The sequence below is a fragment of the Enterobacter sp. 148H3 genome (genome assembly GCF_034107425.1).
Taxonomy (GTDB): Bacteria; Pseudomonadota; Gammaproteobacteria; order Enterobacterales; family Enterobacteriaceae; genus Enterobacter; species Enterobacter vonholyi.
Window position 1 is genome coordinate 66,244 of sequence record NZ_JAWNEI010000004.1, and the last position, 13,013, is coordinate 79,256.

Consider the following 13,013-nt stretch of genomic DNA (forward strand, 5'->3'; position numbering starts at 1 on the left):
CTATCCCCCGCCCATTTATACTTCCGCCAACAATAATTTAGAAAAAGATTGAACGTTAAATAAACCTATGCTAAAAGCGCAGGCCGAATATTTTTATCCTGCATTCAAATTGCCCCTTCCGCCCGTATCCTTTACTTTTCCGTCTCCTTGTTATGAATGAAAGAGACGGTAATACGCTATGTATATGCGCCATTTTAATTTCACTACCCAGCCTTTCCGGACTATCAGCCGGATGCCAGGTGATTTTTTTGTTCCGTATCATCAGGATGTGTTCGGTTTGCTGAAAGAGAAGTGCCAGACAACAGGCGTTACTGCGCTCTTTAGCGACGACAGCTATCTCACCTCGCAGTTTTGCGATGCGCTTAAAAAGCATGACGGCACGCTGATTGCCATTAACGCCTTCCCGAAACTCAGCGCCAGCGGCCTGCTCTATAAACTCAACACCACCACTAAAGAGAGCAAAACCCGGATCCAGGCTATTGATGCTGTGCTGCGTCAGTGGCAGGACGAGATGTTGTCCCGCAAAACCTCACGTAAAGTGCTGGTCATCTCGCATATTCAGTCGATGAAAGCGAATTGCCATGACGCACTGTCCGTTTTGTTAACCCGCGCGCAGGAGCTGGATGTGCCTCTGTCGGTTGTGCTGATGGGATCGGCCGACCAGGAAGCCGCCCTCCAGCAGTCCGGGCTGCGTGAATCTCTTCATACGCATCACATGCTCCGGCCTCTCACCTGCCGCGAGTCCATGAGCTATGTTCAGGCCCAGTGTGAAGCGCATGGCAGCGACGCGACGCCGTTCACCCGGGCCCGCGTGCGCAAGATGCATGTTCTGACCAAAGGACAGGTAAGTAAACTCAACGAGCTGGCGCACCTTGCGATGCTCGCCGCCTGGACCGAACGTTCAGCGCAGGTATCGCCGCGCCATCTGCGACTCGCCGCAGGAGAAGTTCTGCCGGCAAAACCGAAGGGCAAACGCCTTGCCGTTATGGGCCTTTTTGCCTCTGTACTGTTTGCCGCCTGCGGCTGGACATTGATGCCCGCCATTACCGCCAGACTGCCGGTACAGCTGCCCGTGATGGCAAGCTGGAAACCGCAGACCCCAAAAACCGACGCCCCAGTGGTGCCGGTTATTGAGAATGAAGTGGTGAATAAGCCCGATGCGATGCATCAGCTCTATACCATGTGGGGTTATGACGCCACGATGGAAGAGGCGCTCTGCCAGAACGCCGGGCGGGTCAACCTGATGTGTAAGGAGGGCAGCGCTCCGCTCGAGGAGCTGGCAAAAGAGGGTTACCCGTGGATCGGCGAGATCAGAACAGGCGATCACCTGAACTATGCCGTGGTGGCCAGAGTAGATGATAACTCGCTGGATCTGCTGATGAATAATCGCACCTGGCAGGTGAGCCGCAAATGGTTTAACCAGCATGCAACGGGCAATTACACCCTATTGCACCGCCTTACGCCGCAGGGGAAAGATGCCGTGAGCGCTGAAAGCAGCGCCAAAGATCTGGGCTGGATGGATCAGCAGCTCAGCCTGGCGATGAATCTGCCCGAAACCCACGCAAAAGTGTGGACGGCGGAACTGATGCAACGTACCCGCGAGTTTCAGCAGAAAATGCATCTGCATGTGGACGGGATTGCGGGTGAAGAGACATTGATGCAGTTAATGCGTGAAACCAGGACTACGCCAAGCGTGCTTATTCAGTCCGCAAATATATCTGCGACCCCCACCGCGCAGGAGAAGCATTTATAATGTCGACGATCACTCTGGCTGCCCAGCGCAGCTATACCCTGAACGCACCGGTCTGGTTTTCTTACCGGCGCCCCTCGCTGAAAAAAATGGTCTGTGCCACCCTGATCTGGGTGGTGGGAATAGTGATGACGATCGCTGCGGGACTCTATACTCATCTTTACTGGGATCTGCGCCATCCGGTACCAGAGCCAATAAAAACGAGCGCCGTTAAGCCAGAAACGAAGCTATCGGACATGCATTATGTCTATGTCAGTAAACCGTTCCCGCAGCCTGAAGCAAAGCAAGAACCGATGACAAAAGAGATGCCGCTGCTGCAGGAGATGTCAATTGATAGCGGCGATACCGACTGGCAGCAGGCGCCAGACGGTGAATTATCGCATGATATATCCCGAGATACATTGCCAGGGACCGAAATGAACGTTTCTGCTACTCCCGAACAGGATAATACCAGTCACACACTTGATGATGGGGCAATCAAGGCATTATTGATGAAGGCGTTAAAAGAGCAGGAAAAAGATTATTCGCAAGGGAAAATACCCACGCCCCCCGTGGAAGAAACCACGGCAGGAACGCAGGCAAATAATTCACTGACACATAGTCCCTCTTCCAGTTAAAAGGGGGGGGTAAAAAGCGATTAATATTTCTCCGGCAGTGTCGACAAATACATCAGACGACCTTTATCAACCTGAATATAATTACCTTTTTTCAGGTCAGCGAGGATTTTAATAATGGTGCTGCGGGCAAGGCTGGTATATTCCTGAATATAGTCGTAAATATTAATATCGTGCTGATGGTGCACCATCAGTTCGTTAATTTCCAGCAAGAACTCGCGAACAATCGAGTACGCGCTGCGGGCGACGAGCACTTCGTCACGTTTGCTGAGCATGCAAATATACCAGGAGAGGACTTTGCTCAAGGCTTCCCACAGGTTTTTTTCGCTCATCAGACGGAAAAAATCATCTTTTTTAATAGTGCGCACCACGGTATTGGCACGAACCAGGCCGTACATATGCGCTGAATTGTAATAAATAGAGGAGAGACCGAAAATACATTTATTATGTAAGGTGAATACACACAGTTCATCCGACTTGCGGCGGAATTCAACTTCACCGCTAATGATAAAATGAATATCTTCGTTATTCTCGGTACTGATACGCTGCCATTTGCGTAAGGTTCTTTCTTCAAAACCTTCAGTTGCCGCGATAATGGCGTCAAGTTCTTCTTGTGGACGGCTATTTTTACTATAGATACTTAACATAGTTATACCCATTAATATTAAATTGGAAAAGATGAACGTGTGCAATCACAGCGCATAAATGCGTAGTCCATTTAATAAATGTAAATAAAGCTAAGACGTCAGCACATCAGTATTTCTGATTTCGCGTGCTGATATATTGTCAAACACGTTAGCGAGTAATTTCGACTGAGGAAACTATAAACATTTACTCCGCGAATGTGATTAGAAAATTAGTCCAAAAGGAGACCGTATAGAAGTGGAGTCGGGTAACCCGAAGGATTACCCCTGCCCGTAGCGCTCTAACAGCGCCTCCGCGATAGCCAGCGTTTCGCGATCGGCCACGCCGTCCCAGCGCGCCGGGCGAAAATGCATCTGAAACGCGACGATCACGCGCTTCTGCTGTGCGTTCGTCATCTTATCGGTCACCTCATAGCCGTAGCGCGCCAGCAGATCGAGCAGCACCTTCTGCTCCACAAGCTCATCTCGCGGCTTGCCGTTCAGGTAAAACGCCACCCTCGCCGGGTCGGGCCATGCGCCAATCCCCTGCAGCGCCAGCTGACGCCAGGGGAACAGCGGGCCGGGATCGTCTTTGCGCTGCGGGGCGATATCAGAATGGGCCACCACATTTTCAGGTTTGATGTTGTAGCGGGTGATAATGTCTTTGGCGAGCGGCACCAGCGCCGCAATCTGCGCTGGCTCAAAAGGGGTAAAGCGCTTAACGCCCGACGTTTTTTGCCAGCCACGGTTCTCCAGCTCAATGCCGACAGACGTATCATTGATGCGGTTGGTGCCGCGCCAGAAGCTGATGCCCGCATGCCAGGCCAGTTCGCTCTCGGGTACAAGCTGCCAGATGCGCGGCTTACCGTCCGGAGCGGGAGGCCTGGCAGGGATCAAATAGTGAGAGCTGACGTTTTTATCCGTCAGCGTGGCCAGCGAGCTGTCAAAATCATCCGCGGTGTAGTGGATCACCAGCACCTTGATGCGCGGATAAGCCGCCTGAGCCTGATGACGCGTATCCAGCTCGTAGGCGCCTTTGTCGATAACCCCTTTTTCCGTGGCGCATCCTGCCAGCAGCAGCGCCAGCAGCAGCGCGGCAAACGAACGCCTCATCTCAGGGTTTTCACCGCCGTACCGCTTACGCTCACCATCAGCATGCTGCCATCTTTCCCGACCGTTTCGTAATCGATATCAATCCCCACGACCGCATCAGCGCCGAGGGCTTCCGCCTGCTCGCCAAGCTCTTTAAAGGCGATTTCACGCGCTTTACGCAGCTCTTTTTCATATGCGCCCGAGCGGCCGCCAACGATATCGCGGATGCCGGCAAAAAAGTCACGGAAGATATTCGCGCCGAGAATCGCTTCGCCGGTGACCACGCCGCAGTACTCGGTGATAGTTTGCCCTTCCAGGGTTGGCGTTGTTGAAAACTGCATGGTTTCTCTCCTTCTTTAGCGTTCAATGCCTTAGGCACAGCATTATCGGTTCGTTACGCTATGATTGAAAGGATAGTTAATAAATAAGGAAATCAACATGCGCTATTCAGCTTTAACACTTTTAGTGCCCTGCGCGCTGGTGCTCAGCGCCTGTACCACCACGGTCACGCCTGCCTTTAAGGATATCGGTACCCGCAGCGGCCCCTGTATTGAGGGCGGCCCGGACACCGTGGCGCAGCAGTTCTATGATTATCGCATTCAGCACCGCAGCAACGATCTCACTGGCCTGCGCCCGTATCTGAGCGATGGTCTGGCAAAACTGCTTAACGATGCCACCCGCGATCCTCAGCATAACGCCCTGCTGAAATCCGATCCGTTCTCCAGCCGCGCCACGCTGCCGGATAGCGCCGAAGTGGCGAGCGCGTCAACCATTCCGAACACGGATGCCCGCAATATTCCGCTGCGCGTGAAGCTGACGCAGGGAACCCAAACCTGGCAGGATGAAGTGCTGATGATCCGTCAAGGACAGTGCTGGGCGGTAGACGACGTGCGCTACGTGGGCGGCAGCGTTCATGCCTCGGCAGGCACGCTGCGCCAGTCGATTGAAAATCGCTAAACTCGCCGATATAACCTGGTAACCCCCGTAAAATGTGCGGCATTTCTTGCGGAATGCCGACATTTATACTCGCCGACCTTGCCGTTCGCTATTTTGTGCTATGTTTAAGAGGAAATACGGGTTATATTTAACTTTTAACGCAGAAATATTGCATAACTATTCTGTCAACGGTACTATCTGCGGCCTCAATTGCTATAGATTGCCTGGATGAGTAAAGACTGCCCCGATGAGTATTAAACTAAACGGCATTAACTGCTTCTACGGCGCACACCAGGCGCTGTTTGACATCACGCTGAACTGCCCGGAAGGCGAAACGCTGGTTTTGCTTGGCCCAAGCGGTGCAGGCAAAAGCTCCCTTCTGCGCGTCCTTAATCTGCTTGAAATGCCCCGTTCAGGTACGCTGGCGATTGCCGGTAACCACTTTGATTTCGCGAAGACGCCGTCTGATAAAGCGATTCGCGAGCTGCGTCAAAACGTCGGCATGGTCTTCCAGCAATACAATCTCTGGCCGCACCTGACCGTGCTGCAGAACCTGATTGAAGCCCCGTGCCGCGTGCTGGGGTTAAGCAAGGATCAGGCGATCGCCCGTGCTGAAAAGCTGCTGGATCGTCTGCGCCTTAAGCCCTACAGCGACCGCTACCCGCTGCACCTGTCCGGTGGTCAGCAGCAGCGTGTGGCCATTGCCCGTGCGCTGATGATGGAGCCCGCGGTACTGCTGTTTGATGAACCGACCGCGGCGCTGGATCCGGAAATCACCGCCCAGATCGTGAGCATCATTCGCGAGCTGGCGGAAACCAACATTACGCAGGTTATCGTCACCCATGAAGTGGAAGTGGCGCGCAAAACTGCCAGCCGTGTGGTCTACATGGAAAACGGGTATATCGTTGAGCAAGGTGATGCGAGCTGCTTCGCTAACCCGCAAACCGATGCCTTCAAAAACTATTTATCTCATTGATTGTGTCAGGGGAAATATAATGAAAAAAGTATTACTTGCCGTGCTGCTTGCTGGCGTTACCCTTTCCGCTACCGCAGCTCAGACCATTCGTTTTGCTACGGAAGCCTCTTACCCTCCGTTTGAGTCCATCGATGCGAACAACAAAATTGTTGGCTTCGACGTGGATCTGGCTAACGCCCTGTGTAAAGAGATCGATGCGACCTGTACCTTCAGCAACCAGGCGTTCGACAGCCTGATCCCAAGCCTGAAGTTCCGCCGTATCGACGCCGTGATGGCCGGTATGGACATCACCCCTGAGCGTGAAAAGCAGGTGCTGTTCACCACCCCTTACTACGACAACTCCGCCCTGTTCATTGGTCAGAAAGGCAAATTCACCTCTGTCGATCAGCTGAAAGGTAAAAAAGTGGGCGTGCAGAACGGTACCACCCACCAGAAATTCATCATGGATAAGCATCCGGAAATCACCACCGTTCCGTATGACAGCTACCAGAACGCCAAGCTGGATCTGCAGAATGGCCGTATCGACGGCGTTTTCGGTGATACCGCGGTAGTGACCGAGTGGCTGAAAGCTAACGACAAGCTGGCGCCAGTGGGCGACAAAGTGACCGATAAGGATTATTTCGGTACCGGTCTGGGAATTGCCGTTCGTCAGGGCAACACTGAGCTACAGCAGAAATTCAACGCTGCGCTGGAAAAAGTGAAGAAAGACGGCACCTACGAAACCATCTACAAAAAATGGTTCCAGAAGTAATTCCTGATGAATGAAATTTTTCCTTTAGCAAGCGCCGCCGGGATGACCGTCGGTCTTGCCGTTTGCGCACTGATTATCGGCCTCGTGCTGGCGATGTTCTTTGCGGTGTGGGAATCCGCGAAATGGTTCCCCGTCGCCTGGACAGGCTCCGCGCTGGTCACCGTGCTGCGCGGGCTACCGGAAATTCTGGTGGTCCTGTTTATCTATTTCGGTTCCTCACAGCTGCTGCTCACGCTGTCGGACGGCTTCACCCTCAATCTCGGCTTTGCGCAGATCCCGGTGCAGATGCAGATCGAAAACTTCGACGTCAGCCCGTTCCTGTGCGGCGTGATTGCCCTCTCCCTGCTCTACTCCGCGTACGCGTCGCAAACCCTGCGCGGTGCGCTGAAAGCCGTGCCGCAGGGTCAATGGGAGTCGGGTCAGGCGTTAGGGTTGTCGAAATCAGCCATCTTCTTCCGTCTGGTCATGCCGCAGATGTGGCGTCATGCCCTGCCTGGGCTCGGCAACCAGTGGCTGGTGCTGCTGAAGGATACCGCGCTGGTGAGCCTGATTAGCGTCAATGATTTAATGCTGCAAACCAAAAGCATCGCCACCCGTACCCAGGAGCCCTTTACCTGGTACATTGTGGCGGCGGCGATCTACCTGGTGATCACGTTGCTCAGTCAGTACATCCTCAAGCGTATTGACCTGCGTGCGACGCGCTTTGAACGGAGACCAGGCTGATGCTTGAATATTTCCCCGAGTTGATGAAAGGGCTGCATACCAGCCTGACGCTGACCGTGGCGTCCATTATCGTGGCGCTGATCCTGGCCCTTATTTTCACCATCATCCTGACGCTGAAAACGCCGGTGCTGGTGTGGATTGTGCGCGGGTACATCACCCTGTTTACCGGTACGCCGCTGCTGGTGCAGATCTTCCTGATTTACTACGGCCCGGGCCAGTTCCCGTCGCTGCAGGAGTATCCGGTTATCTGGCATCTGCTTTCTGAACCGTGGCTGTGTGCCCTGATTGCCCTTTCGCTGAACAGTGCGGCCTATACCACCCAGCTGTTCTACGGCGCGATCCGCGCCATACCGGAAGGCCAGTGGCAGTCCTGCGGAGCGCTGGGCATGAGCAAGAAAGACACGCTAGCGATCCTGCTGCCGTACGCTTTTAAGCGCGCGCTCTCTTCTTACTCCAACGAAGTGGTGCTGGTGTTCAAGAGTACCTCTCTGGCCTACACCATCACCCTGATGGAGGTGATGGGTCACGGACAGCTGCTGTACGGACGCACCTATGACGTGATGGTGTTCGGTGCGGCAGGCGTGGTCTATCTGGTGGTTAACGGCCTGTTGACGCTGATGATGCGCCTGATCGAGCGTAAAGCGCTGGCGTTTGAGCGCAGAAATTAACCACGAAAATGCATAAAACGGTATTCATGAAGCGGGTAACCTGATGGGTTATCCGCTTTTTTTTGCGATAAAAATAATACTTAATCATTTTTATTGCATATAAATTCATTAACTGGCATTGTACATCCAGGCCGCAGACACGGCGCATCAATAAGACAGACGGGAGCATTACAATGAAAAAGTTAGTTCTGGCCGCATTACTCGCCACCTTCGCCGCTGGCGCATCCGCTGCGGATAAAATCAATTTCGGCGTGTCCGCCACCTATCCGCCGTTTGAGTCGCTGGATGCCAGCAACCAGATCGTCGGTTTCGATATCGATCTGGCGAAAGCGCTGTGCAAACAGATGCAGGCCGACTGCACCTTTACTAACCATGCTTTTGACAGCCTGATCCCGTCGCTGAAGTTCAAAAAATACGACGCGGTGATCTCCGGGATGGACATCACGCCTGAGCGCAGCAAGCAGGTCGCGTTCACCGACCCGTACTACGCCAACTCGGCGGTGGTGATTGCGAAGAAAGGCGCTTATACCTCTTTCGATCAGCTGAAAGGCAAACGCATCGGGATGGAAAACGGCACCACGCACCAGAAATATCTCCAGGACAAACATCCGGAAGTGAAGACCGTGGCCTATGACAGCTACCAGAACGCGATTATTGACCTGAAAAATGGCCGTATCGACGGCGTCTTCGGCGATACCGCCGTGGTGAACGAGTGGCTGAAAACCAATCCGCAGCTGGGCACGGCTACCGAGAAAGTGACCGATCCACAGTACTTCGGCACGGGTCTGGGTATCGCGGTACGTCCGGATAACAAAGCCCTGCTGGAAAAACTGAACGGTGCGCTGAAAGCGATTAAAGCAGACGGTACTTACCAGAAAATTAGCGAGCAGTGGTTCCCGCAGTAAGATTTTTTTGCCGGGTGGCTCGGCCTATGGGGGTGGTAGTCTGTAGGCCGGGTAAGGCGAAGCCGCCACCCGGCAATTTCTCAGAGTGGCACAAAGAACCTGAACCGTGCTCCGCTCGCCGACTCCATCAGCCTGATCCCACCCCCGTGCAGCTCCAGCATCCGTTTAACAATCAGCAGCCCTAACCCGCCGCGATTCTCTCTCGACGCCTGAGTATTGAGCGCCGACGGCCGCTGGAACAGATCGTCGCGCAGCGCGGCATCCACGCCCGCTCCGCTATCGGACACTTCGACCTGCAGCCGTTCATTTTCCTGCCACACCGCCAGACGAATTTCCCCGCCGCCAGGCGTATGGCGCATCGCGTTATCCAGCAGGTTGGTTACTACGCGCTCGATCATCGACACATCGGCGTTTATCAGCGGCAACGGCCCCGGCACGTCAATATGCAGGTTGACCTCTCGCGTACGGGCGGTGAGCTCAAACTTCTGCGCCACGTCGGAAATCAGCTCTCCCATCGCGAACCGCTCGCGCTGGGGTTTAATACCGCCGTACTCCAGGCGCGCCAGCTCAAACAGCTGCTGCGAAAGATGACGGACCTTTTGTCCCTGGCGCAGCGCGGTGGCGAGATACTGCTGGTGCTCCTGCGGCGTCAGCGTGGCGGATTTGAGCGACAGGGTTTCGAGATAGCCCAGCAGCGAGGTCAGCGGCGTACGGAGATCGTGCGAAATATTGGCGATAAACTCCCGGCGCTGGCGATCGCTGTCGGCCAGCCGATCCCACTGCTGGGTGATTTTGCGCGCCAGCTCGATAAAACTGTTGCGCAGGATCGCCACCTCATCTTTTGCCGCCGCGTCCGGCGTCTGTGCCGCCAGCTGTCTGATAGCGCTTATGCTGTCTTGCTCCAGCCCGGCGACTTCCACCGTCAGCTGTTTAACCGGGCGCGTGACCCAGTACCAGACCAGTAAACCGGCCAGCAGGCCAAACAGCGCGACCCACAGCAGTGACCACAGGACGGTACTCCACAGCGCCTTATGCCAGGCCATCTCCGCAAGAGAATTTGACTCCTCGCCCTGCAAAATAATGTACAGATAGCCTTTTAGCTCGCCGTCCTGCCGCAGCGGCGTGGCGCTAAAGACTTTTTGATTTTGACTGCGCGGATCGTCGCCCAATACCGGCATGGCGGTGCCGCTCAGGAAGCTCTGCACCGGAGCCAGATCGATTTTTTGCCGCTGAATATGGCCCGGCGGTGCGGCATCGGCGAGGATATCGCCGTCCGGGGAGACAACGTAGAGCTCAACGCTCGGATTAAAGGTCATCAGCCGGCCAAACAGCGGTTTCAGCGCGCTGCGGTCAACCCTGCCCTGCGCGTCCAGAATTGGTTCGCGCTGAACGATCTGCTGCGCCAGCCCGCCAGACAAACGCTGCACCATCGCATTACCGTACTGCATGCTGCTGTAGAGCTGTACCGCGCAGGCAACGGCGGCGCAGAGCATCATCAGCAGGATGAACAGCAGCGTCAGGCGCTGGCTCAGGCTAAAGCGGCGCATCATGATTTGGCTCCGCAAATTTGTAGCCCTTGCCCCAGACGGTGCGAATAATCTCCGGCTCGGCGGCGTCCTTCTCAATCTTGATGCGCAGGCGGTTGATATGGGTGTTGACGGTGTGCTCGTAGCCTTCGTGCTGGTAACCCCAGACCTGCTCCAGCAGCGCCAGACGGGAGAACACCTCGCCGGGATGACGGGCAAAGAAGTAGAGCAGCTCGAACTCGCGCGGGGTGAGATCCACCACCTGGCCGTGAAGCAGCACGCTGCGCGCCAGCGGATCGATGGTCAGTCCGTGAGCCTGAATTTGACCGTCGGTTTGCGCCTGCCCCATCGCCTGCTGGCGACGAAACAGCGCTTTGATGCGCGCAATCAGCTCCTGCACGGAGAACGGTTTTGCCAGATAGTCATCGGCGCCGGTTTCCAGCCCGGTGATGCGGTCGGTTTCACTGCTGCGGGCGCTGATGATGATCACCGGCAGGTAGCGCGTCATCTGACGGATGCGGCGGCAAATCTCCAGGCCGTCAACGCTGGGCAGCATCAGGTCGAGGATCACCGCGTCCCACGTCTGGACTTCAAGACGCTGCAGGGCTTTGCCCCCGTCGGGTTCGTGGGTGATGGCGTAGCCTTCGTCTTCTAAATTGAGTCGCAGAAGCGCCGCGATATCGTGGTCGTCTTCCACCAGCAGGATCTGCTTCATGGGTAAGCCTTCATTCATTTCTTATGACGTAAGCTTACCTGATTTCGCCGGGATGAAGAGTTCACATTTTGTTTAAGATTTTACGAGCAACGTCAGCACTTCATAGTGCGCGGTGTGCGGGAACATATCAAAAAGCTGAACGCGTTCAACGCGATAGCCCGGTAGTTGCGCAATGTCTTTTGCCATGGTCTGCGCGTTGCAGCTGGAATAGATGATGTACTCTGGCGCCATCTGGCTCAGGTAGTCGCACAGCGCATTGCCGATGCCGCGGCGCGGCGGGTTGACCAGCACCAGCTCCGGCACGTTGCCCTGGCCGGTCGCGAACTGCGTAGAGTCGAGCGCCTGGAAGTGCAGATTCGTTAACCCAAGTTCGGCGGCGGACTGCTTCGCGCAGGCAATCGCTTCGGCAGAGATCTCAATGCCGGTGAGCTGCATCTCCGGCGTGGCGCAGTGCAGGCCAAAACCGCCCACGCCGCAGAAGAGATCCCACATGTGGTGAACGTTCAACGCACGAACCCAGTCGCGGGCGGCGGCGTACAGGCTGCTTGCCACGGTCGGGTTGGTCTGGAAGAAGCTTTGCGGGCGGATCCACAGCGGCACCCCGTTGAAGCTTTCGGCCAGCGCGTGCTGGTCGGTGAAGAAAATCTCTTTCTCCCCTTCCATGATTGCCATATGCACGGGCTGAATGTTTGCCGTAATGACCTTCAGCTGCGGAAGCTGCGCCTGCAGCCACGGCAGCGCCGCGCGCAGCTGCTCCAGCTTGGTTTCAGAGCGCAGCACGAAGCGCAGCATCATGCCGCCGTCTTTCTGGCTTTCCGTCAGCAGAAGGTATTTCAGCTCGCCGCGCCTGCGGGCCACGCTGTAGGGCGTTAAGCCCGCCCGCGCGATAAACGGTTTCAGTGCGGCAAAGACAGGCTCAAACGAGTCGGGATACAGCGGGCAGTCGGTTAAGTCTTCCGGCGTGCCGTCGCGGTGCAGCATCCCCAGCAGCGGTTTTTCTACGCTGCCGCTGACCACCATTTTGGCTTTATTGCGAAAACCCTGTTCAGGGCCGCTGACGGGTGCGCACCACTCGCCCACCGCGTGTTCTGCCAGCAGCTGTTGCAGGTCGGCCATTTTGGCGGTGAGTTGTTGAGAAACCGGCTGTTCTATCCACTGGCAGGAGCGGCAGCGTCCGGCGTCATAGAGTGAGCACTGCATATGAAAACCTTAAAAATCACGAGGGCTGCGATTATACACATTATTGCAGGCGGAAGAATCTCCGACTGGAAGCCGGAACGAAGAGTAGAAAGAGCACCAGCATGTCCGGCAGTTTTTGCATAAACAGCGCGCGCAGGATCTCGCGTTTGGATTCACCGGCGATGCTGAACAGCTCCGGGTAGCCATACCCCAGCGAGGCGGCCCACAGATAGCTTGCGGCGGTAATTTGCGTCAGCAGATAGACCCATCGCGCCCAGTTGCGCCCTTTAACCAGCGAAAACGCGCAGTAGATCTCGATAAACACCAGCATCAGGCTGCTCAAAAAGACCAGCGTCAGATTCCACGTCTGCACACTGCGGTGAATGAATTCACCGATGCCGCGCACGCCCAGGGTGTTGAGAATCATCAGCACGTCCAGGCAGCGGATCATAATAATGGCGAGCGCCGCCACCTGAACCAGCGCAGGTACGTTAGGACGCGCGTGCGTAATACGTGATTTTTTTAATAATCCCAATGTTTTACTTCCCTGAAAAA

At 55.3% G+C, this 13,013-nt stretch carries 15 protein-coding genes; 8 read left to right on the forward strand and 7 right to left on the reverse strand.

Annotation, left to right across the window (positions count from 1 at the left end; translation table 11 throughout):
• Positions 1-178: 178 nt before the first annotated feature.
• Together USH94_RS06965 and USH94_RS06970 are read left to right on the forward strand one after the other, a co-directional pair.
• A complete protein-coding gene (locus USH94_RS06965; protein ID WP_111963888.1) occupies positions 179-1,753 on the forward strand; it encodes an ExeA family protein in 1,575 nt (524 codons plus the stop codon).
• A complete protein-coding gene (locus tag USH94_RS06970) occupies positions 1,753-2,367 on the forward strand; it encodes a hypothetical protein (protein WP_111963887.1) in 615 nt (204 codons plus the stop codon). The genes USH94_RS06965 and USH94_RS06970 overlap by 1 nt, the downstream gene beginning before the upstream one ends.
• Positions 2,368-2,387: 20 nt before the next feature.
• Here USH94_RS06970 and USH94_RS06975 read toward each other — a convergent pair whose 3' ends face one another.
• The 3 genes from USH94_RS06975 to USH94_RS06985 form a co-directional block, all read right to left on the reverse strand.
• Complete coding sequence (locus tag USH94_RS06975) at positions 2,388-3,011, reverse strand: helix-turn-helix domain-containing protein (RefSeq protein ID WP_111963886.1); 624 nt, start codon at positions 3,009-3,011, stop codon at positions 2,388-2,390.
• A 258-nt stretch (positions 3,012-3,269) separates the two neighbouring features.
• Positions 3,270-4,100, reverse strand: a complete 831-nt coding sequence (locus USH94_RS06980) for an N-acetylmuramoyl-L-alanine amidase (RefSeq protein ID WP_111963885.1) — start codon at positions 4,098-4,100, stop codon at positions 3,270-3,272.
• Positions 4,097-4,420 carry a heavy metal-binding domain-containing protein gene (locus USH94_RS06985; protein ID WP_008500028.1) on the reverse strand — a complete coding sequence of 108 codons (324 nt, stop codon included), beginning with the start codon at positions 4,418-4,420 and terminating at the stop codon, positions 4,097-4,099. Before USH94_RS06985 ends, USH94_RS06980 begins: the two co-directional genes overlap by 4 nt.
• A gap of 97 nt (positions 4,421-4,517) precedes the next feature.
• On the opposite strand from USH94_RS06985, the gene USH94_RS06990 reads away from it, so the two are divergent.
• The 6 genes from USH94_RS06990 to artJ all read left to right on the forward strand — a co-directional run bounded on the left by USH94_RS06990 (position 4,518) and on the right by artJ (position 9,038).
• Positions 4,518-5,036, forward strand: coding sequence for a lipoprotein (locus tag USH94_RS06990; RefSeq protein ID WP_111963884.1), 519 nt, complete (start codon positions 4,518-4,520; stop codon positions 5,034-5,036).
• 226 nt (positions 5,037-5,262) lie between these two features.
• The gene (gene artP, locus USH94_RS06995; RefSeq protein ID WP_023310942.1) at positions 5,263-5,991 is read left to right on the forward strand and encodes an arginine ABC transporter ATP-binding protein ArtP; all 729 of its coding nucleotides are present in this window, start codon (positions 5,263-5,265) and stop codon (positions 5,989-5,991) included.
• Positions 5,992-6,010: 19 nt separating this feature from the next.
• Entirely contained in the window at positions 6,011-6,742 is a 732-nt protein-coding gene (gene artI / locus USH94_RS07000) for an arginine ABC transporter substrate-binding protein ArtI (protein ID WP_008500032.1), read from the forward strand.
• Between the two features lie 6 nt (positions 6,743-6,748).
• Positions 6,749-7,465 (forward strand): arginine ABC transporter permease ArtQ, encoded by a 717-nt coding sequence (gene artQ / locus USH94_RS07005; RefSeq protein ID WP_025756069.1) that lies wholly within the window; start codon positions 6,749-6,751, stop codon positions 7,463-7,465.
• Complete coding sequence (artM, locus tag USH94_RS07010) at positions 7,465-8,133, forward strand: arginine ABC transporter permease ArtM (protein ID WP_023310940.1); 669 nt, start codon at positions 7,465-7,467, stop codon at positions 8,131-8,133. Before artQ ends, artM begins: the two co-directional genes overlap by 1 nt.
• 173 nt (positions 8,134-8,306) lie before the next feature.
• Complete coding sequence (artJ, locus tag USH94_RS07015) at positions 8,307-9,038, forward strand: arginine ABC transporter substrate-binding protein ArtJ (RefSeq protein ID WP_021240923.1); 732 nt, start codon at positions 8,307-8,309, stop codon at positions 9,036-9,038.
• Positions 9,039-9,118: 80 nt separating this feature from the next.
• Here the strand turns inward: artJ and USH94_RS07020 are convergent, their stop codons facing one another.
• The 4 genes from USH94_RS07020 to USH94_RS07035 all read right to left on the reverse strand — a co-directional run bounded on the left by USH94_RS07020 (position 9,119) and on the right by USH94_RS07035 (position 12,993).
• Positions 9,119-10,588, reverse strand: coding sequence for an ATP-binding protein (locus USH94_RS07020; RefSeq protein ID WP_111963882.1), 1,470 nt, complete (start codon positions 10,586-10,588; stop codon positions 9,119-9,121).
• Positions 10,572-11,279, reverse strand: coding sequence for a response regulator transcription factor (locus USH94_RS07025; RefSeq protein ID WP_111963881.1), 708 nt, complete (start codon positions 11,277-11,279; stop codon positions 10,572-10,574). Before USH94_RS07025 ends, USH94_RS07020 begins: the two co-directional genes overlap by 17 nt.
• A 72-nt stretch (positions 11,280-11,351) precedes the next feature.
• Complete coding sequence (gene rlmC, locus USH94_RS07030) at positions 11,352-12,479, reverse strand: 23S rRNA (uracil(747)-C(5))-methyltransferase RlmC (RefSeq protein ID WP_111963880.1); 1,128 nt, start codon at positions 12,477-12,479, stop codon at positions 11,352-11,354.
• A 40-nt stretch (positions 12,480-12,519) separates the two neighbouring features.
• Positions 12,520-12,993, reverse strand: a complete 474-nt coding sequence (locus USH94_RS07035) for a YbjO family protein (protein WP_111963879.1) — start codon at positions 12,991-12,993, stop codon at positions 12,520-12,522.
• Positions 12,994-13,013: the final 20 nt, after the last annotated feature.